Origin of the sequence: Dyadobacter sp. CY343 (assembly GCF_021390335.1) — a bacterium.
In the GTDB taxonomy this organism is placed as follows: domain Bacteria; phylum Bacteroidota; class Bacteroidia; order Cytophagales; family Spirosomataceae; genus Dyadobacter.
Genome location: NZ_JAJUXK010000005.1, coordinates 41,815 through 64,616, shown reverse-complemented (window position 1 = coordinate 64,616; position 22,802 = coordinate 41,815). Strand labels below are relative to the sequence as shown.

General features: G+C 44.7%; 20 protein-coding genes and 4 tRNA genes. 12 read left to right on the top strand and 12 right to left on the bottom strand.

Features of this window, described 5'->3' with window-relative positions; genetic code table 11:
• Nucleotides 1–67: 67 nt before the first annotated feature.
• From LZG94_RS17985 to LZG94_RS17960, 6 genes are all read right to left on the bottom strand, one after another.
• Entirely contained in the window at nucleotides 68–472 is a 405-nt protein-coding gene (locus LZG94_RS17985) for a hypothetical protein (RefSeq protein ID WP_233793190.1), read from the bottom strand.
• A 200-nt stretch (nucleotides 473–672) separates the two neighbouring features.
• Nucleotides 673–1,260, bottom strand: a complete 588-nt coding sequence (locus LZG94_RS17980) for an SMI1/KNR4 family protein (RefSeq protein ID WP_233793189.1) — start codon at nucleotides 1,258–1,260, stop codon at nucleotides 673–675.
• Nucleotides 1,261–1,405: 145 nt separating this feature from the next.
• Entirely contained in the window at nucleotides 1,406–1,825 is a 420-nt protein-coding gene (locus tag LZG94_RS17975) for a hypothetical protein (protein WP_233793188.1), read from the bottom strand.
• Between the two features lie 131 nt (nucleotides 1,826–1,956).
• Nucleotides 1,957–2,030, bottom strand: a tRNA-Arg gene (locus LZG94_RS17970).
• Nucleotides 2,031–2,139: 109 nt separating this feature from the next.
• Nucleotides 2,140–2,213: transfer RNA gene (locus LZG94_RS17965), tRNA-Pro, on the bottom strand.
• 60 nt (nucleotides 2,214–2,273) lie between these two features.
• Nucleotides 2,274–2,360, bottom strand: a tRNA-Ser gene (locus LZG94_RS17960).
• A 130-nt stretch (nucleotides 2,361–2,490) separates the two neighbouring features.
• On the opposite strand from LZG94_RS17960, the gene LZG94_RS17955 reads away from it, so the two are divergent.
• The 12 genes from LZG94_RS17955 (at nucleotide 2,491) to LZG94_RS17900 (ending at nucleotide 17,592) form a co-directional block, all read left to right on the top strand.
• The gene (locus tag LZG94_RS17955) at nucleotides 2,491–3,453 is read left to right on the top strand and encodes a VWA domain-containing protein (protein ID WP_233793187.1); all 963 of its coding nucleotides are present in this window, start codon (nucleotides 2,491–2,493) and stop codon (nucleotides 3,451–3,453) included.
• Nucleotides 3,454–3,494: 41 nt separating this feature from the next.
• Complete coding sequence (locus LZG94_RS17950) at nucleotides 3,495–4,214, top strand: tol-pal system YbgF family protein (RefSeq protein ID WP_233793186.1); 720 nt, start codon at nucleotides 3,495–3,497, stop codon at nucleotides 4,212–4,214.
• A gap of 16 nt (nucleotides 4,215–4,230) precedes the next feature.
• Nucleotides 4,231–5,172, top strand: coding sequence for a phosphoribosylaminoimidazolesuccinocarboxamide synthase (locus tag LZG94_RS17945; protein WP_233793185.1), 942 nt, complete (start codon nucleotides 4,231–4,233; stop codon nucleotides 5,170–5,172).
• A 46-nt stretch (nucleotides 5,173–5,218) separates the two neighbouring features.
• Entirely contained in the window at nucleotides 5,219–5,641 is a 423-nt protein-coding gene (locus LZG94_RS17940; protein ID WP_215231913.1) for an STAS domain-containing protein, read from the top strand.
• Nucleotides 5,642–6,011: 370 nt separating this feature from the next.
• Nucleotides 6,012–10,595: a glutamate synthase large subunit gene (gene gltB / locus LZG94_RS17935; protein WP_409013314.1), complete on the top strand. Its 4,584-nt coding sequence runs from the start codon at nucleotides 6,012–6,014 to the stop codon at nucleotides 10,593–10,595.
• 60 nt (nucleotides 10,596–10,655) lie between these two features.
• A complete protein-coding gene (locus LZG94_RS17930) occupies nucleotides 10,656–12,164 on the top strand; it encodes a glutamate synthase subunit beta (protein WP_233793183.1) in 1,509 nt (502 codons plus the stop codon).
• A 127-nt stretch (nucleotides 12,165–12,291) separates the two neighbouring features.
• The gene (locus LZG94_RS17925; protein WP_233793182.1) at nucleotides 12,292–12,915 is read left to right on the top strand and encodes a polysaccharide deacetylase family protein; all 624 of its coding nucleotides are present in this window, start codon (nucleotides 12,292–12,294) and stop codon (nucleotides 12,913–12,915) included.
• The gene (locus LZG94_RS17920; protein ID WP_233793181.1) at nucleotides 12,915–13,928 is read left to right on the top strand and encodes a glycosyltransferase; all 1,014 of its coding nucleotides are present in this window, start codon (nucleotides 12,915–12,917) and stop codon (nucleotides 13,926–13,928) included. The genes LZG94_RS17925 and LZG94_RS17920 overlap by 1 nt, the downstream gene beginning before the upstream one ends.
• 196 nt (nucleotides 13,929–14,124) lie before the next feature.
• Nucleotides 14,125–14,895 (top strand): TatD family hydrolase, encoded by a 771-nt coding sequence (locus LZG94_RS17915; protein ID WP_233793180.1) that lies wholly within the window; start codon nucleotides 14,125–14,127, stop codon nucleotides 14,893–14,895.
• Nucleotides 14,892–15,965, top strand: a complete 1,074-nt coding sequence (locus LZG94_RS17910; RefSeq protein ID WP_233793179.1) for an asparaginase — start codon at nucleotides 14,892–14,894, stop codon at nucleotides 15,963–15,965. Before LZG94_RS17915 ends, LZG94_RS17910 begins: the two co-directional genes overlap by 4 nt.
• Before the next feature lie 61 nt (nucleotides 15,966–16,026).
• Nucleotides 16,027–16,113: transfer RNA gene (locus LZG94_RS17905), tRNA-Ser, on the top strand.
• 252 nt (nucleotides 16,114–16,365) lie between these two features.
• Entirely contained in the window at nucleotides 16,366–17,592 is a 1,227-nt protein-coding gene (locus LZG94_RS17900; RefSeq protein ID WP_233793178.1) for a site-specific integrase, read from the top strand.
• 172 nt (nucleotides 17,593–17,764) lie between these two features.
• Here LZG94_RS17900 and LZG94_RS17895 read toward each other — a convergent pair whose 3' ends face one another.
• The 6 genes from LZG94_RS17895 to LZG94_RS17870 all read right to left on the bottom strand — a co-directional run bounded on the left by LZG94_RS17895 (nucleotide 17,765) and on the right by LZG94_RS17870 (nucleotide 22,709).
• Entirely contained in the window at nucleotides 17,765–18,241 is a 477-nt protein-coding gene (locus LZG94_RS17895; RefSeq protein WP_233793177.1) for a hypothetical protein, read from the bottom strand.
• Between the two features lie 240 nt (nucleotides 18,242–18,481).
• Nucleotides 18,482–19,078, bottom strand: coding sequence for a hypothetical protein (locus tag LZG94_RS17890; RefSeq protein ID WP_233793176.1), 597 nt, complete (start codon nucleotides 19,076–19,078; stop codon nucleotides 18,482–18,484).
• Between the two features lie 131 nt (nucleotides 19,079–19,209).
• Nucleotides 19,210–19,635, bottom strand: a complete 426-nt coding sequence (locus tag LZG94_RS17885) for a hypothetical protein (protein ID WP_233793175.1) — start codon at nucleotides 19,633–19,635, stop codon at nucleotides 19,210–19,212.
• A gap of 488 nt (nucleotides 19,636–20,123) precedes the next feature.
• Nucleotides 20,124–21,116, bottom strand: a complete 993-nt coding sequence (locus LZG94_RS17880) for a hypothetical protein (protein WP_233793174.1) — start codon at nucleotides 21,114–21,116, stop codon at nucleotides 20,124–20,126.
• 229 nt (nucleotides 21,117–21,345) lie between these two features.
• On the bottom strand, nucleotides 21,346–21,912 hold the full coding sequence (locus LZG94_RS17875) for a hypothetical protein (RefSeq protein WP_233793173.1): 567 nt from the start codon (nucleotides 21,910–21,912) through the stop codon (nucleotides 21,346–21,348).
• 137 nt (nucleotides 21,913–22,049) lie between these two features.
• On the bottom strand, nucleotides 22,050–22,709 hold the full coding sequence (locus LZG94_RS17870) for a recombinase family protein (RefSeq protein WP_233793172.1): 660 nt from the start codon (nucleotides 22,707–22,709) through the stop codon (nucleotides 22,050–22,052).
• Nucleotides 22,710–22,802: the final 93 nt, after the last annotated feature.

The following is a 22,802-nucleotide window of genomic DNA, read 5'->3' as shown; positions in this document are numbered from 1 at the left end:
TTGTTCGATTAGAACTGCCTTAACGAAGCATAGAAAGATTGTCTTGCAATGGAGGCTGGTGAAGACTTTACTTTTTTACGTCCACTAGTTTGAATGGAACCTCTTCGCGGATTTCGGTACCATCTTCCAGCGTTGCGTCTACGTGGAGGAGAAGCTCCGCTGTTTTGTTGGTGTCATATTTAAATGATTCCTCCACATGCACCGTATCCTTGCCTTTGCAGTCGCATTCCCTTCTTTCCATCAAAATTGATTTTTTCTGTTGATTGTTAAGCCACACATGGTATCTAATTACCGATGTATTTTTCGGCTCAATTGTGGCCTTAATGAAGATGGTTGAAGTGTCATCAACAGACTGGTTACGGGCTGGTGAGGTCACAGTGATGAAAGGAGAATCCTCCCTTTTGATTTCCTGCTCTTTGCAAGCTGCGATAACTGCCCCGAGTGTCGATAGAATTAAAATGGATCTTTTCATCTTGATTTGATTTTTAATTTTCTGATTGAAATGCAAATCGATCGCATCGAATTCTGTGCCCTTTGCAGGTCAAAAAGGTATTGAGCTTTTTTAAGGTTGGGCTCCTTGATTTAACGGCACCGATGTGACAACCGGGTCAACTGCCTTCACCTACGAATGCTATATCTGGGGATTAAGTCCGCAGATAAAGTCCCTGATGTTTAAAACAGCTCGTCGAAAGCCATATTTAACCAGCTCTCATACCAGTCGAAAAAGGTAAATCGCTCTTTTTCAGGCATTGAAAAGGGGATCATACCTTGATCGGTTACTGAGCCGTCGAACCAGATATAGCCTTTTTCGTCACCCGCGACGACCAGCAAATGGTTGTAGCCATCGCCCTCCTCACAGATGCTCATCGTGCCGAAAACGCTTTGTTGTACGATTTCTTTTGTGATGCGGGTTTCGTTTTCGTTAAGCCAATAATGCGCTGGAAAGGGTTTGTGGAGATCCATCGCAGGCAATTCCACTTCGTGATGCACATAATGTGCCTGAAAGTCTTGCAGTGGCCTTACGCCATAATAGGGACCAGCCCCGCCGTTCCCGATTTGTGTGATGAAGTATTTGTATTCGGCAGGAAGCTGTATTGCATAAGTGTGTTCAAATTGCTCAGCCTCTGCTATGGAGATTGGCGCATCGAAAGTGTATCTGTGTTTTCTAGCACCAAAAAATCTGAATTTCTTGTCGGTCCGTTTCAGTTCCGCTACTTTCTCAATTACTGTGTCTCGCCACTCGGCAAAATGATTCATCATTACAGGATATTTAGAGATAAATGATAGACCTGATTGTAGTTATCCCTTTAATTGTAATGCATATTCTCCAAATCAGCGCATTAACAATAGACAGAATTATCCATCGGCAGGTATCATTTATCTCATAAACACCTCTGATGCGTACCTAGAAAGTATAGTTTTTAATATCACCATAAACCACTGAACCATCGCTCAGGATCGCATAGGCGCGGTAAAAGTAGAAGTAACGCCCGGCGAATGCGTCGCCTGTGTATAAGGATTTATTGGCCCCGGGAACGAGTGGACCGTCAAATTTGATCCTCCCACCATGTTCAATACGGGGCACATAGTCATGGTCGTTGGATGCACGAAAAAATGCGAGGTACAATATTCCGTGTTCGGTCACAGGCAAGTCTGCCATTTCGTAAGCCCTGACCCCGAAATTCCATCCATTATTATATCGAACGGAATCTGTTGTTATTCTAAGTGGCTCGGGAGTCACATGGTCTTGCAGCGAGCAGCTTGCGAAGAAGCCACCAATGACTAACACGGCAATTAAATAAGTGGATCGGAAAATGTTTTTCATAGGAACGTGAAGAGTAGAATGGTTAAAATAAGTATGACAAATATATGTTTTGCAGCGTTTTAATAGTGAGACCAGCACAGTTTTACACATAAAAAAAGCACCTAGCGAAAGCTAGGTGCTTGACAATAACGTGATCCGGATGTGATTCGAACACATGACCTGCTGCTTAGAAGGCAGCTGCTCTATCCAGCTGAGCTACCGGACCAAAAACTTTAAACCTACCAGCTACTGATTACAAGTCAGTTGCTCTCGACCTTCTTATCAAAAAAACAAAGGCAGTCAGCAGTATCTGCATACGGCTTGACTGCCTTTTGTCGGGGAGACAGGATTCGAACCTGCGACCCTCTGGTCCCAAACCAGATGCGCTACCGGGCTGCGCCACTCCCCGCGGTATTGACCTTAATCTATTTGATTTCGGTCTTCTTAATTTTCATTTCCAGATCGAGTGTAGAGGAAGCGGGATTCGAACCCGCGGTACCCTTGCGAGTACGGCAGTTTAGCAAACTACTGGTTTCAGCCACTCACCCATCCCTCCTTCTTTCCGTTCTGGGTTGCAAATATAGAGGGTTGCGTTTCAGAAAAGCAAACATTCGGCTAAAAAAACTTTATCAGAAGCCGCAAATGCCTATTTTTGGCGAAAGTTTTAATTACCCAAGCCGTTCATTATGAACTGGAATTATCCATTTGGAACCACAGAATATTTTTTCGTCTTTTTATTTATTTTTCTCTACACCGCCTACATTATCCGTACCGTGCGGGTCGCAAGGCAGTTACAGACCACCGCTCGGACACTTATCATCAAGCTCTTTTTAAGAAGTATTACCTTCTCACTTTTGATCGTCAGTCTGCTCGGACCTTCGTTCGGGGAGGCGGAACGGGATATTAAGGCAAAAGGAAAAGATATTTTTCTGGTAGTGGATTTGTCGAAATCGATGGACGCGGCAGATGTGACGCCTTCGCGGCTGGAAAAGGTGAAGTACGAAATCAACAGATTTGTGCAGAATGAAGTCGCGAACAGAATAGGGATCATTATTTTCTCAAATGATGCATTCATCCACGTGCCGCTCACTTACGACAGAGCCGCATTGGAGCTTTTTATTCAGTCACTCCAAACGGATCTGCTGCCAACCAGCGGCACCAATGTTTGCGCTGCGGTAGAGCTTGCATTCAACAAGCTGACCGGTGCAAATGACCCCACCGGGCGCTCCAAGATGGTGGTACTTTTTAGCGATGGCGAAAATAACTCGGGATGCAGCAGTACGCTTTATAATAATCTAAGAAGATTCGGGATCGGCTTTTACGCTGTGGCAGTTGGAACGAAGGTTGGGATCAGCATTCAGCAGGATGGGAAACCTTTGATGGACAATAACGACAAACTCGTGATCAGCCAGCTTGACGAAAGCTTCCTGCAGACGATGGCCAGCGCAACCAGAGGCACTTATTATGAGCTCAATAATTCCAAAAATGAAATGGCTAAGCTCACGAATGATATTGATGTTGCGGAAGGTACGCTCGTTGATTCGAGGACAATTACGGTGGTTAGTAACAAGTACTATTACTTCCTCGGCGCGGCGCTGATTTTGATTTTGCTCGACATTTTAATTACCATCGGAACGTTCCGACTATAAAGATCAATTCCTATTTTTGGGCTTCCAATATCAAAATCGATATGACGGCACTTATTCTTTATGTCCTTCTCTGGCTTTGGGATAACCGGACTTTCGATTCAATTACCAAAGCAAATCAGCGAAAAGTTGACGCTGAGCAAGCTTACCAGAGTAAAGAATACAAGCGTTCGGCTGAGCTGTACAACCAAATTACTTACGGTTCCCTGTTTTCAGCTCCTGCCGCGCGCCTTAACCTGGCACATTCCCTTTTCCTGACCAAAAACTACAAGCAGGCAATGAAACACTACCGCCTGCTCAGTAATATTGACGATAGCGCGATCGCGTCGGTCGCTAACAGCCAGATCGCATTGATACTGGTTGCAGGAAAAGATACCGCAGGCGCACTTGGGAACCTCCGTACCGCACTTCGCCTTGAACCGGGCAACCAGCTCGCGAGACAGAATTATATTGTTTTGAAGAAAAACTTCTCGGGCGAGGAAAGCCCGTCTGATATTCATACCGAAAAAAAGAAATCCACCCAGCAGACGCAGGCGGAACAAGACAGACCGGCCGAACCGCTTCCCAATACCGAAGGCCGCGAGTTGACGAACGATGCGAAAAAGGAGGAATTGCTGAAAAGTCTGAAAGAAATGAATATGTCTGAGGACCAGGCGCGTGCGATTTTGGATGCCATGAAATCGAACGAAAGCCAATATATTTACCAGCTCCGCAGAAAGCAATACAATACGCAGGCGAAGAAGACAGATGAAATCGAATGGTAATTTTTAATATAAACTAATGAACAGCATTTCAGGAACCAACTTCCAGTTTCCCGGACAAACAGGGTTTTACAAAGGAAAAGTAAGGGACGTTTACTCTTTCGAAAAAAAGCTTGTAATGGTCGCTACCGACCGCATTTCAGCCTTTGACGTAATTCTTCCCCGGGCGATTCCTTACAAGGGGCAGGTTTTGAACCAGATCGCCGGGCACTTCTTGAATGCGACTTCCGGTATTGTCCCCAACTGGCTGCTGGAAGTGCCGGACCCGAATGTGAGTATCGGTTTGAAATGCCAGGCTTACCCCGTTGAAATGGTCGTGAGAGGCTACCTGGCCGGTCATGCGTGGCGGGAATATTCTGCGGGAAAAAGGTCGGTTTGCGGTGTTTCTTTACCGGAAGGTCTGAAAGAAAATGATAAGCTACCCCAGCCGATCATCACGCCGACTACCAAGGCGCACGAAGGACACGATGAGGATATTTCGAGGGAGGAAATACTGGCGCAGGGACTGGTAAGCGAGGACGAATATGAGCACCTGGAACGCTACACGCTGGCATTGTTTGCAAAAGGAACTGAAATGGCGGCGGATCAGGGATTGATCCTGGTAGATACCAAATATGAGTTCGGACAGCTCGACGGGACCATTTACCTAATCGATGAAATCCACACACCCGACTCTTCCCGGTATTTTTATCAGGACGTATATGCGGAAAATCAGGAGGCGGGATTGCCCCAGAAACAGCTTAGCAAGGAATTTGTAAGGGAGTGGCTCATCCAGAATGGTTTTCAGGGTAAAGAAGGGCAAAGTGTTCCTGAGATGACCGACGAGCGCATTGAACTGATCTCGGCCAGATATATCGAGCTATTCGAAAAAGTGACCGGGAACAAATTTCAGAAAAATAACCTGGATAACCCTGTGAAGCGGATTGAGGAAGCGATTCTCAGAACTTTACAAACAAACTGATTTAGAAAATTCATTCAAACTATTGTTTTGACGAAACAACACAACAATGAACTTTAAACTGGAAAAGAAAGAACAATACGTATATATCGAACTGGAAGAGCCTGCTTTTGGCGGAGAAGTTCCGGCTGCATTTGAGGAAACCGCCAGGGGTCTATTCAAAGAAGGTTATCATAGTCTGATCGTGAACATGCAGTCCGTCAAATCGGTCGACGCGCCGGGAACTGTAACCCTGAAAAAGGTGAACTGGCTTTGTGCAAACGATCTGGGTATGCTGGCGATCGTCACCCGCGACGACGATTTTATGGATTTGCTGGAAAGTTTGAAAATTCCGGATCTGACGATTTTACCAACTAAAGAAGAAGCGATCGACGCAGTTTTTATGCATAAACTTGAAAACGAATTCGGCGCAGGAGATGATGATTACGATGACGAAGATTACGAAGGTGTGAGCGAATCGAAAGAACCCTGATCTTCAAAGCCTTAATACAGAACAGCCACTTCGACTTCAAGATCGGGGTGGCTGTTTTGTCTTTTACCCAGATCAAATTTATAATCTTCCAAGATGGCGAATTGTGGAAATTTGATTTCCATTTTCCTAACAATTAGACGCTCTCCTTACGTTTCTAGCAATATTTTTATAATAATTGTAACTAAATAATCAAAAAACACCGACTAGTAGAAAATTTTGCCATTCGCGTAATAAGCCAAATATTTTTTATGATTATCTTGCGTGGCTTTACCCTATCCATACTACAAAAGCGGTTTAGCACTTTTTTTAAATTGGTTATTTAAACAAATTCTAATTACGAATTTGGTAATTACCCTACAATCTTCGATAAATGTCGCAAATGTCTGAATCAATGGTAGAAAATCAGGGACTGTACCGTCCGGAATTTGAGCATGATGCCTGTGGGATCGGTTTCCGGGCTAACATCAAAGGCCGAAAGTCACACCAAATTGTGGCCGACGCTATTCACATGTTAGAGAGAATGGAACATAGGGGTGCTACCGGTTTTGACCCTAATACTGGTGACGGTGCCGGAATCCTCATTCAAATACCACATGAATTCTTTGTTGAAGAATCTATAAAACTGGGTTTCCACCTTCCTGCTGCCGGCGAATATGGCGTGGGTATGATCTTCTTTCCGGGCAACGAAACGATCCGGGAAGAGTGCCGCGACATTTTAAACCGCAAGATTAAAAAGCTTGGCCTGCAATTGCTGGGTTACCGCAGCGTGCCTACCCTGAACAATACATTGGGAGAAGGATCACTTTCGGTTGAACCGTGTGTGGAGCAGGTTTTCATCAAGCGCCCGGACGATATCACGGAGGATACTGCATTCGAAAGAAAGCTTTTTATCCTTCGTCAGGTTTCTACCCGATTAATTAAAGACACAGTAAAAGGTGGTGCGAAAAGCTTCTATTATTCGTCGCTTTCCTGCCGCACGATCTCATATAAAGGCCAGCTTACTACTGCCCAGCTGAAATATTATTTCCCTGATCTGGAAAACGAATCGGTGGTTTCTGCGCTTGCAGTTGTCCATTCGCGTTTTTCTACCAATACTTTCCCATCGTGGGAACTAGCGCAGCCTTTCCGGTACATTGCGCATAATGGTGAGATCAATACGGTAAAAGGGAATGTGAACTGGATCCGCGCCGGAGAGAAATCTTTCCAGTCTGACCTTTTCACAAAAGAAGAAATGGATATGCTCCTGCCGATCTGCGACAGGAACCAGTCTGACTCCGCTAACCTGGACAATGCGATCGAAATGCTGCATTTGTCGGGTCGCTCATTGCCGCACGTGATGATGATGCTGATCCCGGAAGCCTGGGACGGAAACGAACAAATGGACCCGGACCGCCGCGCATTCTACGAATACCACGCAGCGATCATGGAGCCTTGGGACGGACCTGCTTCTATTTCATTTACGGATGGAAAAATGGTAGGCGCTACCCTCGACAGAAATGGACTTCGCCCGTCGAGATATTGGGTTTTGGACGATGATACCATCATTATGGCTTCGGAAGCCGGGGTTTTGGAAGTAGATCAGGCACGCGTGGTAACCAAAGGCCGCCTGCAACCGGGACGGATGTTTGTGGTGGATATGGAGCAGGGAAGAATTATTCCTGACGAAGAAATTAAAGCTTCTGTATGCAAGGCGCAGCCTTATCAGAAATGGCTGGACGAAAATAAACTGCACGTAGATCAGCTCGATCACCCGATCCGTACTTACCGTGCTTATGACGAAAATGCATTGCTGAAACGTCAGGTTGCATTCGGATATACTTCGGAAGATCTGCGGATGATCCTGGCGCCGATGGCGCAAACGGGACTGGAAGCGATCGGCTCAATGGGAACGGATTCTCCTTTGGCGGTACTTTCCGAGCAAAGCCAGCATTTATCGACTTACTTCAAACAACTTTTCGCGCAGGTTACCAACCCGCCGATCGACTCGATCCGCGAGCGTGCGATCATGTCGCTGATCTCGTTTGTCGGCAGCACTGAAAATATTTTAACCGAAACCCCAAAACACTGCCGCCAGATCGCATTACCTCACCCGATCCTTTCGGTGCAGGAATTTGACAAGCTGCGTTTTGTGGACAAAGACGGTTTTCAGGCGAAAACGATCAACACCTATTTCCGCGCCGATGAAGGTGGAAAAGCGCTTGAAAGAGCACTGGAACGCATTTGTCGCTATGCAACCGACGCGATTGAAGATGGTTTTGAGATATTAATCCTTTCCGACCGCGCTATTGATTCCGACCACGCGCCTATTCCTTCGCTGCTTGCTACTGCTACTATTCACCACCATTTGATCCGCGAAGGTTTAAGAGGTAAGGTTGGACTTTTGGTTGAAGCCGGAGACGTTTGGGAAACGCACCACGTGGCCACATTGATCGGCTACGGTGCAGCGGGTATTTGTCCGTACATGGCTTTCGAAACGCTTTCTTATATGAATAAGAAAAGCATGATCGATGGCGAGTTTACAGACGAAAAACTGCATTACAACTATATCAAGGCGGTTAATAAGGAGCTTTTGAAGATATTCTCGAAAATGGGTATCTCGACCTTGCAATCGTACCAGGGCGCGCAGATTTTTGAATGCGTCGGTTTGAATAAGGATGTAGTTGACAAATATTTCACCGGTACTATTTCTCGTATCAGCGGAATGGGTATTTCTGAAATCGCGCGTGAAATTCTGGTTCGTCATAAAGTGGCTTACCACGAAACGCCGGATCAGAAACCAAGGCTGGAAGTAGGTGGTGTATATCAATGGAAACAACGCGGCGAAGCGCACATTTTCAATCCACAGTCGGTGCATTTGCTGCAACAGTCGACAAGGACCAACAGCTACGAACAATTCAAAAAATACTCGAAACTGATTGACGATCAGTCACATAAAGCATTAACACTACGCGGTTTGCTGCGTTTCAAGAAAGGAACTTCCATTCCGATCGAGCAGGTGGAACCCGTAGAAAGCATATTCAAACGTTTCGCAACCGGCGCTATGTCATTCGGTTCGATCTCTTGGGAAGCACATACTACCCTTGCGATCGCGATGAACCGCATTGGTGGAAAGTCCAATTCAGGTGAAGGTGGCGAAGATGAGCTGCGGTACAACCGGTTGCCAAATGGCGACAGCATGAACTCGCAGATCAAGCAGGTTGCTTCCGGCCGTTTCGGGGTTACCAGCCACTATCTGAGCAATGCGGGCGAGTTGCAGATCAAAACCGCGCAAGGTGCGAAACCTGGCGAAGGCGGGCAATTACCTGGGTTTAAAGTAGACGACTGGATCGGACGTACGCGTCACTCGACGCCGGGAGTAGGACTTATCTCTCCCCCGCCCCACCACGATATTTACTCGATCGAAGATTTGGCGCAGCTGATATTCGACCTTAAAAATGCCAACCGCCAGGCGCGTATCAGCGTAAAATTGGTATCGGAAGCGGGAGTGGGTACTGTTGCATCGGGAGTCGCGAAAGCACACGCAGATCATATTCTGATCTCAGGTTATGATGGCGGAACAGGCGCTTCTCCATTGAGCTCGATCAGGCACGCAGGTTTGCCCTGGGAGCTTGGACTCGCTGAAACGCACCAGACTTTGGTGAAAAATAAATTGCGCGGAAGGGTTACCGTTCAGGCTGACGGACAATTGCGTACCGGTCGTGATTTGGCGATCGCTGCAATGCTGGGTGCGGAAGAATGGGGTGTGGCTACTGCTGCACTGGTTGCCGCTGGTTGTATTATGATGCGTAAATGTCACCTCAATACCTGTCCGGTAGGTGTGGCAACTCAAAATAAAGAACTGCGTGCATTGTTCTCGGGTAAGCCGGAGCACGTGGTGAATATGTTCACATTTATGGCGCAGGAATTGCGGGAAATTATGGCGCAGCTTGGTTTCCGCACTGTTAATGAAATGGTTGGACAGGCGCAGTACCTTGAAATTCGCAACGATATCAAGCATTGGAAATATAAAAACCTGAATTTCGACGCGATCCTTTACAAGGAAGGAGACTTGTCGGTAGCTCAGTTCAAGCAGGAAGAGCAGGATCACGGTATTGACAGTATTCTCGATATTGATTTGATCAAAGCGGCGCAGCCTGCATTGGAAAGTAAGGAAGAGATTTACGGGGAGTTTCCGGTGAACAACCTGAACCGCTCGCTCGGAACCATGCTTTCTAATGAAATCTCTAAAAAACACGGCGGCGCGGGACTTCCGAAAGGAAATATCCACTTCAAATTCCGCGGAACAGCGGGACAAAGTTTCGGTGCATTCAATACTGCCGGTGTGCGCCTGGAATTGGAAGGTGACGCAAATGACTACTTCGGAAAAGGACTTTGCGGCGCGGAACTGATCGTGTACCCGGATCGTGACTCGAAATTTAAACCGGAAGAAAATATCATCATTGGTAACGTGGCATTCTACGGAGCTACCTCCGGCGACGCGTACATTCGTGGAACTGCCGGCGAGCGTTTCTGCGTGCGTAACTCGGGTGCGAAGGTAGTAGTGGAAGGTGTAGGAGACCACGGACTGGAATATATGACCGGCGGATTGGCGATAATTCTAGGATCGACCGGCCGCAACTTTGCAGCAGGTATGTCGGGCGGGGTAGCTTATGTTTTGGATAAAACAGGCGACTTCCGCGAAAAAGTGAATATGGAAATGGTTTCGCTTGAAGCGCTGAACGAAGAAGATCAGGGCATTTTGCGCGAATATCTTGACAAACATTTCCAATACACAACCAGCAACGTCGCATTCCAGCTGATCCAGAACTGGGAACAGTCTGTGAAGCGTTTTGTGAAAGTGATGCCTTCTGATTTCAAAAAGGCCTTGGAAGGTCGTGGTATCACGCTGGCACAGCAGATAGCAGACAAGAATGTGGTGTACAAAGACATCGTTGTAGATGTGGTTCACCAGTAACAATGCATTCTCTATCAGTTAGTTAATCTATTCGAATAACGATTTAATAAGAAGTTAATAATGGGAAAACCAACCGGATTTTTAGAGTTTGAACGGGAATTGCCTAAGAAGAGAAGTGTGGATGAGCGCTTGAAAGATTACAGCGAGATTGAAACGGCACCTACTGACTCTCATTCCAAACAGCAGGCAGCGCGCTGCATGGATTGCGGCATTCCTTTTTGCCACAATGGTTGCCCTCTTGGAAATATCATCCCGGAATTCAACGACGCGGTTTACGATGAAAACTGGGCATTGGCTTACGAAATTCTGGCTTCTACCAACAATTTCCCTGAGTTTACCGGCCGCATTTGCCCTGCACCTTGCGAAGCTTCCTGCGTTTTGGGGATTAATAAGCCGCCGGTTGCGATCGAATATATTGAGAAGGCAATTATTGAAAAAGCGTTTGAACTGGGACTTGTTGTACCAAAACCACCTAAGACCCGCACGGGTAAAAAAGTGGCGGTAGTAGGTTCGGGACCAGCCGGATTAGCAGCTGCATACCAGCTCAATCAGGCAGGTCACAGTGTGGTATTGCTGGAAAGAGCTGACAAGATCGGCGGGCTTGTTCGCTATGGTATCCCCGATTTCAAATTGGCTAAGTCCGTGATCGACCGCCGTTTGGCAGTTATGGAAGCAGAAGGTGTGGAATTCCGTACCAATGTAAATGTGGGTGTGGATATTACCGCCGACGAGCTGACCAACGAATACGACGCGGTTGTATTGACAATGGGATCGACCGTTCCGAGGGACGTAAAAATCCAGGGCCGGCAATTGAAGGGTGTTCACTTCGCGATGGAATTTTTGAGCCAGCAAAACAAAAGAGTAGCTGGTATCAATCCGGAAGTTGACCACCGCGGCGCAGCTTATATTAACGGACAGATCATTGCAAAGGATAAAAATGTAGTTGTGATCGGTGGCGGCGATACAGGTTCCGACTGTGTGGGAACATCCGGCCGTCACGGAGCTGCTTCGGTTACCCAGATAGAACTAATGCCGATCCCGCCGAAAGACAGGGATTCGAGCACGCCCTGGCCTAACTGGCCGATGATGCTGCGGACTTCCACTTCACACGAAGAAGGCTGCGACAGACACTGGTCTATCAATACCAAAGAATTTGTAGGCGACGAAAATGGTAACCTGAAAGCATTGAAGATCGTTGACCTCGACTGGCAGAAAGATCCCGAAACCGGCCGCATGCAAATGGCGGAGGTTCCTGGCAGCGAGCGGAATATCCCTTGCGAACTGGCATTCCTGGCAGCAGGTTTTCTTCACCCGCAGCAGGAAGGTTTGCTGAACGACCTGGAACTGGAATTTGACGAAAGAGGAAATATCAAAACCAATGGATATCAGTCTACCAGCAACGAAAAAGTGTTCGCAGCAGGTGACTGCCGCCGCGGACAATCGCTCGTGGTTTGGGCGATCAGCGAAGGGCGTGAGGCAGCAAGATCGGTGGATGAATTCCTGATGGGACAATCGTTTTTGGAAGCTAAGGCGGTATCTATGTTCAACCCGATGTTTGCCCACGCATAATCCCAGGCCGTTTTTCAGACCTGATTTATATTATTTATGGTGAGAAAGCTGCTCGTTTCGGGCAGCTTCTTATTTTTTGAGCCCCTATATTTGACTGAAAATTCCTGTCGGAACAGAATAGCATTTCATGTTTATACACCACTCTCCTTTTTGGCTCAGAGCATTTTTTCCTGGCTTTACCTGGCGCGTACCTACCAATGAAAAGAAACTTTTCATCACTTTCGACGACGGCCCAATCCCGGACGTTACAGAATTTGTGCTCGAAACTTTGAAGGAATTCAATGCAAAAGCCACTTTTTTTTGCATCGGAGATAATGTGCGGAAATATCCCGATATTTTTCAAAGGGTTTTAGAATCCGGACATTCCGTTGGTAATCACACATTTAACCACATGAATGGCTGGAAAACAGAAGATGATATTTATTTTGATAACATTAAAAAATGCGACGGGCAGCTGAACCTGCAAACTATACTTTTCCGGCCGCCTTACGGAAGGATCAAGAAAACGCAATCAAAAAAAGTGCTTGAAAACAGGCAGATCGTTATGTGGGATGTGCTGAGCGGAGATTTCTCAACGGAGCTTTCGCCTGAAAAATGTTTAAAAAAGAGCATCCAATATTCGCGAAATGGCTCGATTGTTTTGTTCCACGACAGCCTCAAAGCTTCAAAGAATATGCAATACACACTTCCAAGATACCTTGCACATTTTTCTCAAAAGGGTTATACTTTTGAGTCCTTACCCATGCAATAATGCTATCCATGCCAAGCCCCGACAATCCGGTCCGAATAAGCATATTGGTAGCGGCGCGCAATGAAGAGCAGAATATCGAAAGATGCCTTCGTTCGCTCGACTTACTTGACTTCCCCAAAGAACAGCTCGAAATCATCATTGGCGACGATGATTCGGAAGACAATACCGCTTGGATTACACAGCAATTCAGCGCTGAAAAACAAGAATTTAAATACGTAAAAATCACTAACCGTATTTCCGGATTGAAGGGAAAGGCCAATGTACTCGCGCAGCTTGCCCACATAGCGCGGGGTGAATATTTTTTTTACTGTGACGCTGATATAGAAGTGCAGCCAGGCTGGGCTTCGCAAATGCTTTCGCATTTTAAGCAAAAAACCGGCGTGGTTGTGGGTGTGACAAGAATGAAGAAGAACAGACATTTACTGGCAGATATGCTTTCGATGGAATGGCTGTTCGCATTAACGGCAATGCGTTTTTTCTCGCATTTCAAGGTCCCGATCACGGGAATGGGAAATAATATGGCGGTGACGCGGGAAGCGTATTTCAAGGTTGGCGGTTATGAAAAGATCGGATTTTCGATTGTTGAAGATTACGCCCTTTTTATGGGAATAGTGCGCGGCGGTTTTGATTTTCAAATGGCTTACAAACCCGAAGTGATCAGTATCTCCGAACCTGTAAATACATTTCCAGAGTTATTGAGGCAGCGAAAAAGATGGATGCACGGTGTGATGGAATCTTACTGGGTCACGCGGCTGAGCTTGTTTGTATCGTCGCTCATCGTGCCTATCTTGTTTCTGCTGTCGATCTGGTTGCCTATTAATCCCGTGAGCAGCGTTGTGCAATATTATGTATTGGTAACTGCTGTTTCCCTGACGGCCGTTGTACTATTAAAACAACCCGACCTCTGGAAAGCCGCCCTCCTTTTCTGGTTTTATATGGTGAGTATTGGTTTGATTATGCTGATAAATTATTATTTGCCTAGCAGGACGGTTTGGAAAGGGAGGGAGTATTGAGGGGGGGCGGTCGGCTATCGGCTGTCGGCTGTCGGCTGTCGGCGATTGACTTTTAGCTTTTGACGATTGGCTATTACCCTAAATCCCTAAAGGGACTTTTTTGTTCATTCAGTCATTCACTAATTAACTCATTAACCGCTCTACGGCAACACATTCAATCATTCAATCATTCAATCATTCAATCATTCCCTCCCCCATGATCGAAACTCACGCACATATATATAGCGACGATTACGCGGACGACCGCATCGAAATGCTTACCCGCGCCTGGAATGCAGGTGTGGAGCAAATTTGGATGCCGAATTGCGATTCGGGAACGATTGCCGGGATGATGGAACTGGCGGCTGCTTATCCGGAAAAATGTCTGCCGATGATCGGCCTTCACCCTACTTATGTGAAAGACGGTTTCGAGAAAGAGCTGCAAATTATGGAAGAGTGGCTTGACAAATATCCTTTTATTGCGGTTGGAGAAATCGGCATGGACCTGTTTTGGGACGTCACCTATAAAGAGCAGCAGGCGGAGGCATTTTTGTATCAATGCAAACTGGCGCGCAAACACAATCTTTGGATCGATATTCACAGCCGGAATGCGTTTCAGGAAACCGTCGATTTGATTGAGCAGTTCGGAGATTCTGCGTTGAAAGGTATCTTTCATTGCTTCACAGGTACGCTGGAAGAAGCGAATCAGGCGATCGAACTGGGTTTCAAACTGGGTATCGGCGGGGTCGCAACTTTTAAGAACGGCGGGCTTGATAAGGTTATTCCTTATGTCGATCTGGAACATCTTGTACTGGAAACTGACGCACCCTACCTCGCACCCGTCCCCTACCGTGGCAAACGCAATGAAGTTTCTTATATTGAAATCGTTGCACAGCGCGTGGCTGACTTGAAACAACTATCAAAACAGGAAGTGATCGACGTTACTACCGAGTCGGCGCGTAAGTTGCTTCAAATCCAACCGGCATGAAATATTCCAAAATTAACATCAATCCCATTTCGCCTGAACCGACTTCGGGTTCCGTGCTGGTGATTTATACCGGTGGAACTTTGGGAATGGTTTATGAGGCAAAAGGCAGGCAGCTCGTTCCCTTTAATTTTGAGCAGATCATTGAAAGAGTGCCTGAAATTGGCCGGTTCGACTTTGCTATTACCTTCCTTTCACTCGCTGAGCCCATCGATTCGTCGAATATGAGCCCCGCTATTTGGGTTGAGCTGGCAGAGATCATCGGTTCGCATTACGATCAGTTTGACAGCTTCGTGATCCTCCACGGAACGGATACGATGGCTTATACTGCTTCTGCATTAAGTTATTTGTTGGAAAACCTGAATAAACCCGTGATTCTCACCGGCGCGCAGTTGCCTATTGGTGTGGCGCGGTCGGATGCGAGAGAAAATGTGATCACGGCGCTGGAACTGGCGGCGGTCAAAAATGAGGAAGGTAACCCGATCATCAGCGAAGTATGCATTTACTTCAATTCCGTTTTACTCCGCGGCAACCGTTCCAAGAAGAAAGAGAGCTCTGATTTCAATGCATTTCACTCTGAAAATTACCCAGCGCTGGCCACGGCTGGAGTTCGCATTGAATATAATTTGCCTTATATCAAAACCTTTGATCGGGACAGTCAACTGGTTGTTCATAAGTCATTTAGCACGCAAGTTTCATTTCTAAAAATGTTCCCCGGCATTAGCGCGGAAGTGGTAAGGGCTGTGATGAATATCCCGAACCTGCGCGGCATTGTATTGGAAACTTTCGGCGCGGGCAATGCCACTACCGACATCTGGTTTCTGGATGCGATCAGCGACGCGATCCAGCGGGGAATCGTGATTTTTAACGTATCCCAATGCGACGGTGGCCGCGTGGCGCAGGGACACTACGAAACCAGCAGGTATATGCAGCAAGCCGGCGTAGTAAGCGGCTCGGACATCACGGCCGAAGCCGCGATAACAAAAATGATGTATGTTTTCGGCCAGGAAAGCGACCATCTTAAATGCGCCGAAATGCTTGGGAAACCAATACGGGGAGAAATGAGCATTTGATTTGATCCCGCATTTGCATTACAAACCAGCTTTACTATCTTTGCACCCTCAATAACCACACAGAGAGGTGTCCGAGTGGTTGAAGGAGCTACCCTGGAAAGGTAGTATGTGGGTAACTGCATCGAGAGTTCGAATCTCTTCCTCTCTGCAAGTAAGAATAACAAAAAGCATCAAAAGCCTGTAAATCATACATTTACAGGCTTTTTTGTTTTTCAGATTTTGTCAAAATCTGCAAATATTCGCAATATCTAGGTGAGCATCGGGTGAGCACTTCGAAATAGCAAAAAAAGTGCTCACCTAAACTGCTGAAACAATCTGAATTACAACCTGTTCATCAGATAAACATCTTGATTTTTTGGAAGCATCGGTAGTAGTTTTGTTCCACTAAACATTGAATGTTATGTTATCAAGAAATCTGACTATGTTTTTTTATTTGAAAAAACGTAGCAACTACAAAAGCGGCAAACTGCCAATTTACATCCGCATTACCGTAGAAGGAGAGCGAATGGAAATATCAACCAAGAGGGAGTGTGAACCAGAAAAGTGGAATTCTCAAACTGGACGAAAAAACGGGACAAAGGATGATACGAGGACATTGAACGCCTACCTAGATGCCCTTCAATTCAAAATTTATGAAATACAAAGGCAAATCATCGAATCAAATTCATCTTTAACAGCTAAGTTAGTCAGAAACAGGATAAATGGAGTAGCGGACAAGTCAAAGGGAATTTTGGAAGTGTTCCAAGATCACAATAAAAAATTGGAACAACTTGTAGGAAGCGACTATGCGCTTGGTACGTTAACACGGTACAAGACCACCTACGACCACACAAAGACATTCATACTCTGGAAATACAAAACGTCTGATGTCGACATATTGAAACTAGACTACGACTTCATCTCAAGTTTTGAGTTCTGGATGAAAACTGTAAGGAAAATTGGTCATAATACGACAATGAAATATCTTACGAACCTAAAAAAAATCGTTTTTATCTGCATCAAAAACGGGTGGCTCGTAAAAGATCCTTTCATAGCTTTCAAAATGACCATTAAAGAAGTTGATAGAGACGCTTTGACTTCAATAGAGATTCAAAATATATCCAACAAGGACTTTGAGAACGAGAGACTAAATCAGGTTCGAGATATATTTCTGTTTTGCTGCTATACCGGTTTGGCATACGCGGATGTGTTTAAACTTAAAAGGTCGGAGATTATTGATGGAATGGATGGAGAAAAATGGCTATCGATCAAGAGGCAAAAAACAGATACGCCTTCGAGGATTCCTATTTTGCCGATGGCAATGATGGTGCTTGATAAGTATCAGCAACATCCACAATGTATAACCAAAGATAAGTTGCTTCCTGTACTTTCAAATCAGAAAATGAACTCCTATCTAAAGGAGATTGGTGATGTTTGTGGTGTAAATAAGCCCATTACTTTTCACCTAGCGAGGCACACCTTTGCCACCACTATCACACTTACCAACGGCGTACCGCTTGAAAGTGTATCGAAGATGCTTGGACATCGTAATATAAAAACAACTCAGCATTATGCGAAAATCGTGGATAAGAAGATAAGCGACGACATGAAAAATCTGAAGGCCATTCTTCAAAATGTTCAGCATTGATATCCTTACAGCGCTACTGGTAAATTTTGTTTGAGCAATTCTTTACCAGTGGCGTTATTAGGTTCAACTCATCTTGCTGGATAACCCTTATTATGTTAAGTGACGAAACACAGAAAAAGAGCCTGATAACGTATCTGTAAAAGTTCATGGAATAGTGCAGTGAATGCGACGTTCACTTTGTAAGTAATGGTGGTGGCGTTGGAAGCTCCTCGTTCTGAATTGCAGTTTGAAAGTTGTAGTGGTGAATTGGCTCTAGCTTCTTACTTGTCTTATAAACTTCTAGGTATTTAGAAATTGAATCACCACTGATACAGTCATCGAAGTACCCATAGCCGTGTTTTCCCACCTTGTCATTTCGTGCTGAAAAGAATAATTCAACCTTGCTGTAGTGACTCCATTTAAGGGTGTCCATAGTACTCATGCATTGCATATTATCACCAATGTAATTAATTATCCATTTAGCTTCTACGACATCAATTTTACCCTTGTAGAAATGAAATGAATCTAATATAGGAGCATCGGTATAATAATATAATTCACCTAACTCATTGATTTCTACAGCTTGTCTGGGAATATTTACGTCTTCGCCATAACCTATGGCAACACTTATAAAACCTACTTCTTTGTTGTTCTTACATGCCAGAAACATTTGGCTACACTGAGCCAAAACAACGATACTGATCAGACTACTTCTTATCCTTTGGCTAACCATCTATATCAAGACTTACTTTTTAAATACCTACGTATAGTTAAGAACAGCTACATAACGACGGTTGCAATTTAACATTAACTCTCCGTCCGATCGTTGCGACTGATCCAGTCCATCCTGCCTAGGGGGTGATTGTCTCACGTTCGAGGGTTTTGTGAGAGGGCATCAATATTCTCCTACTTAGAGCGTTTCACTTCCATTGATAACGAAGCCATATGTCTTGTAGGTAGTAAAATTCACTTTGAGGGAAAAAACTTGATCTCCGCCATCATGAATCGTAATATTATCTTTTCTCCAGTTATAAGGCGTAAAGTGAAAATTTTTGATAAAGTCCTCGTGCATACATCTGATCAAGACTTCCCGATCACCGGACGCCATAATACCAGGGAAATATTGTCTCCTATACCTTGCTAGATCTATCATTTCCGCACCCCTCCGATCATTATACAGCTTGACCGATTTTCTGAGCGCATACTCAACAACAAGAAGGTCTTTTTCATTGAGTGTATCTTGCTTTGCATCGCCCAAGGTATATCTTTCGTAAGTCACAGGCAAAATGGCGAACATCGAAGTGTCTGGTAAGGATATCGATGCTTCGGCAACGGATTCTGCATTCCTTTTTTGTCGGAAGTCACATCCAATTGTCCCAAATACAAAGAATACTATGTAGGTAACAATGTGCTGTTTCACGATTTGCTTTCGTCCAATAAAACTCGAATATATAACATCGTAAAAAATACGCTCAGTCTTTTTAAACATGTCTCGAATTGCATTCATCAGTGCAGCAATCTAAGTTATGAAGGGCAGGAAACGCCATTTCAAGTTCGAGGATTTTCTGAAACGACCAAAATACATTGAGTAAATTCCTATTGGGTTTCCCTCTTTTCGGTAAGACGTATTCTGCGCAGTTAATTCTTCACCTTTACGGCTTTTACCTTGATTAGCTCATTAACAAGAAATCTTGAATTGTTCGTCCCAAGGTGGCCATAACCACCAATTTGACCAGTCTCATAAGTTCCTATCGCTTCAAGCTCAAGATATTGGCTCCAATAATTGTTAATAGCCTGGGTCATTTCTTTTTGAAATCCGTTGGGCACTTCGTAGTTCACGACGTACTCAAGATTTACTTTCAAATCATTGTTACACTTTTTATTCTTTTGAGAACCAAGAGACCAATATTCTTCTACTCCGGCATAGTTGGCTCTTAACATAACCTTCATGTTGCGATAATTAGGTAAATCACACAAGTCAACCACCGGCAAACCATTGTATGTTGCACTAAGTTTCCCTGTCCGAGGCGAACAATCACTTAACGCAAGTAGGATCGGCAGCATGAAAGTGAGACGAAGCTTATACACGGGTGTTTGTCTATTGTGATTAACGTTTTAGGGCTTTGAGCAAAATGGAAAAATGAAAAATATCAGAAATATACTCTTAGGTTCTATTTGATTATCTCATAAAACGTCGGGTATCTTTGACACTTACCACGTGTTACGAGCAAATGGTTGACACGTGAACCATAGGGGACAGATGGAGCCAGTTCTGTAATTTTGTTGTGATAACCGTTTTACATTAAGTGACGGAACACAGAACAAGGGGAACTTTGACTTTTGGTGAAGTTCTTCGTTTTGTACAAGGAGAGATCACTTTTCCCAGTTTCATCAGGAGGCGGAGCTGAGCAGGTCAAGCTGTCTCACGAAAAGAGGCTTTGTGAGGCAGCTGCGGCTATCCTCTGTAATTACATTAATCTGCATAAGCATTTAAATGCTCTTCTTTATGAAACAAGCAGCCAATACTTTGAAGTCATCCTAATTTTGATATGTTACGTTTTCTTCACGAGCCTGCTCCTTACTTTTGCAGCATCAAAGCCAACTGCAACTTTAAGATTGATCTGTGTTCCACTATTGTTTTTGATGAAATTGGAAGGATTAATGGAGGCACGGATCCGGTAAAAGAATGAGGCGTTTTCCTGCGGGTTAGTTTTATTTTTGAAAATTCGATTCAGCTCGAGACCCACTACTGGGCTGTAACCAGCCAGTCTGCGCTTGTCATCCTTACTAGATTTAGCCGGTGTAAATTCGTTAATTGCCAAGCCGACGTAAGGCACTGCGAGCCATTTATTTTTGGGGATCTTTAATCCGTAAGTTAATTCAATGCTCGCAAAGTTCGTTTTCATTGCAGCTGGCCAATTCCCTTTTCCTTCAAGTCCTTGTCTGGTTTTATTAAAGCTTAAACCAACATCCAGGCCAAATCTCGATCTTTTTACATCGAAATTAAAACCCAAATCAATTCCCATTGCATCAGTAAAATGATTTTTGGTTTTTCCGGAAAATATACTTCTGGCGACCCCCGCGAACAGCCCGATCTGGAAATTACCGACCGTTTTTTCTTCCATTATTTCGGGCGTATTACGCAACAAGTCAGCCACTTTAGTTTCCCATTCACCCATTGCCTGATCATTATCTAGGCGGGATAGTTGTTGAATCATATCTTTTCTCAATTGTGAAACTTCACTGGCCGCCTCCAAAAAAACACGGTCCATGGCCGGTTTTATCGGAATAACTTGCTCGTCTAGCTCGCCAAGCCTAAAAGCCTTCCACTCAATCAGCTTGCCCTGGTAACCCGACAAATCAAAAAGGAGCTGTGCATAGCGAAGCGTGCGCCCACTGGAATCAGGCAGTATAGCAGTTCTCCTGTTCAATACCGAATACGCATGAACTAACGGCAGGTATTTCGCTGCTCTTAAAGGCTGAAATGTGTATTCGTAATAGACGATTATATCAGCAAAAACATGCTTGATAGCCGGATCGATCAAAAAATCACTGGACTTAAGCTTTAATCCTAGTTGCCATTTTAAGGTGTCCGATTGGGCAAAGCAGGGATCACAGATAAATAATAGAAAAAAGATTAGCTTGAACTTTTGTAGCACAGATATGTAGTTAGAGGATGCAATAAAAATTACCTAGTGATACTAGCTACATTCAGCCAGGTATTTCAAATGGCGCAATTTAGCTCCATTTGATATTAGTGTGAGGTATCTAATTTTAATCATCATACCATTTTACCACTTCTAATCTATTTTCTGTCTTAGAAACACTAGTCATTAGCCACATTGGCGCATAATTATCCTCTTGTGCTGGTATAAGTGACTTGCAGATTAAAGCGTTCTGGGTTTCGTATCTAATTATTTCCGCATTGCCAAAGTACCTGTCTGCTAATTTGATGTCTGGAATGGAGTCACCTTTTTTGATAAATTTGAGAGAACTTCTTATTTGCTCAGTAAGCAAAGCTTTGTCTTGTAAATCAATGTTTAGTACTAATCTTTGTGAGGGCCAATCCCATTGATTGTATTCATTTTCCGTAACTTGAAACTCATGCTGAGTTCTGAGATCCTGAAGTGCCAATAGTTCTCTTGCATCATTCTTGGTGAAAAAGAGTTTTTGTAACGGTTCCGGATAAATTATGTGCATTACAAACACAGCCAATGTGGAACCAAGTGCAATCCCGATCTTACGGTAACCGTATCTATTTGGAAGTAAATAACCGAGGTAGGGTATACAAATAAAAATAACAAAGCTTACTCCTACGGCAAAAAATAGAATAATGTCCATGTATTAGAAGAGTATTTTTTATCAAAGCAATGCTCCACTTTTCTTCCGGGGAAGCTCTGAAAATTTAAAACTTCTCAAATTGTCATCTCACAAATCAACGTATCACATTTATGCCGTTGGCTGACTTTGTGATACGGCTAATGTTTTCCAATATAAAGACGTTTAAGCAAGCGATGCACTGTGGTTCGGTGCGATTGCTCACTACCATTTCGAAACGTCTCAACACCTCGCCGGTTTAGCTCGTCAGAGATTCCTCGAACGGTTATAAAACCCTCTGTCTTCAATTCGTTAATGATTGGCTGCATCGTTTCCGCAAACTGATCAGCAGCTTTCGAATTCTTCTTGCTCTCGATTTCCCGGCCGTGTTTACCCAACAGCACACCGCGGCGTTTTGCAGTCTGCAATGCCTCTTTCGTCCGAGTACTAATCTGCTTCCGCTCGTGCTCAGCAAAAGCGGCTAGCAAATGCACCATCAGGGGATTTGCATGTGGGTTATCAACTGCCAGAAACTCAACCTTGCTCTCCATTAAGTTTGCAATAAAAGCCACATTCCGGACTAGCCGGTCCAGCTTCGCAAGGATCAGCATTGCTTTCTCTTTTCTACACAACAATAAGGCAGCCATTAGCTCTGGCCGCTCATTTTTCTTCCCGCTCTCGATTTCAGTAAATTCTGCTGTGACTTGGTAGCCTTGATGTTGTGCGAACAAGTGCACTGCTTCGTGTTGCGCTTCCAAACCTAAGCCGCTCTTTCCCTGGCGATCTGTTGATACTCGAAAATAGGCAACGGCTCTTTTCATACTTGCAACAGTAGCAATTTAAGAACACTTTGTCCACATGTATACGGTGGTGGTATGTATGTGGACAAATATACGGATGTAGTATACTCTGCC

Coding starts and splice junctions, on each gene's coding strand:
- LZG94_RS17870 (WP_233793172.1), bottom strand. CDS start 22,709: ATGAAAAGAGCCGTTGCCTATTTTCGAGTATCAACAGATCGCCAGGGA.
- LZG94_RS17900 (WP_233793178.1), top strand. CDS start 16,366: ATGTTATCAAGAAATCTGACTATGTTTTTTTATTTGAAAAAACGTAGC.
- LZG94_RS17940 (WP_215231913.1), top strand. CDS start 5,219: ATGAACTTTAAACTGGAAAAGAAAGAACAATACGTATATATCGAACTG.
- LZG94_RS17975 (WP_233793188.1), bottom strand. CDS start 1,825: ATGAAAAACATTTTCCGATCCACTTATTTAATTGCCGTGTTAGTCATT.
- LZG94_RS17925 (WP_233793182.1), top strand. CDS start 12,292: ATGTTTATACACCACTCTCCTTTTTGGCTCAGAGCATTTTTTCCTGGC.
- LZG94_RS17910 (WP_233793179.1), top strand. CDS start 14,892: ATGAAATATTCCAAAATTAACATCAATCCCATTTCGCCTGAACCGACT.
- LZG94_RS17930 (WP_233793183.1), top strand. CDS start 10,656: ATGGGAAAACCAACCGGATTTTTAGAGTTTGAACGGGAATTGCCTAAG.
- LZG94_RS17980 (WP_233793189.1), bottom strand. CDS start 1,260: ATGATGAATCATTTTGCCGAGTGGCGAGACACAGTAATTGAGAAAGTA.
- LZG94_RS17985 (WP_233793190.1), bottom strand. CDS start 472: ATGAAAAGATCCATTTTAATTCTATCGACACTCGGGGCAGTTATCGCA.
- LZG94_RS17950 (WP_233793186.1), top strand. CDS start 3,495: ATGACGGCACTTATTCTTTATGTCCTTCTCTGGCTTTGGGATAACCGG.
- LZG94_RS17955 (WP_233793187.1), top strand. CDS start 2,491: ATGAACTGGAATTATCCATTTGGAACCACAGAATATTTTTTCGTCTTT.
- gltB (WP_409013314.1), top strand. CDS start 6,012: ATGTCGCAAATGTCTGAATCAATGGTAGAAAATCAGGGACTGTACCGT.
- LZG94_RS17945 (WP_233793185.1), top strand. CDS start 4,231: ATGAACAGCATTTCAGGAACCAACTTCCAGTTTCCCGGACAAACAGGG.
- LZG94_RS17915 (WP_233793180.1), top strand. CDS start 14,125: ATGATCGAAACTCACGCACATATATATAGCGACGATTACGCGGACGAC.
- LZG94_RS17890 (WP_233793176.1), bottom strand. CDS start 19,078: ATGAATGCAATTCGAGACATGTTTAAAAAGACTGAGCGTATTTTTTAC.
- LZG94_RS17920 (WP_233793181.1), top strand. CDS start 12,915: ATGCTATCCATGCCAAGCCCCGACAATCCGGTCCGAATAAGCATATTG.
- LZG94_RS17875 (WP_233793173.1), bottom strand. CDS start 21,912: ATGGACATTATTCTATTTTTTGCCGTAGGAGTAAGCTTTGTTATTTTT.
- LZG94_RS17885 (WP_233793175.1), bottom strand. CDS start 19,635: ATGCTGCCGATCCTACTTGCGTTAAGTGATTGTTCGCCTCGGACAGGG.
- LZG94_RS17895 (WP_233793177.1), bottom strand. CDS start 18,241: ATGTTTCTGGCATGTAAGAACAACAAAGAAGTAGGTTTTATAAGTGTT.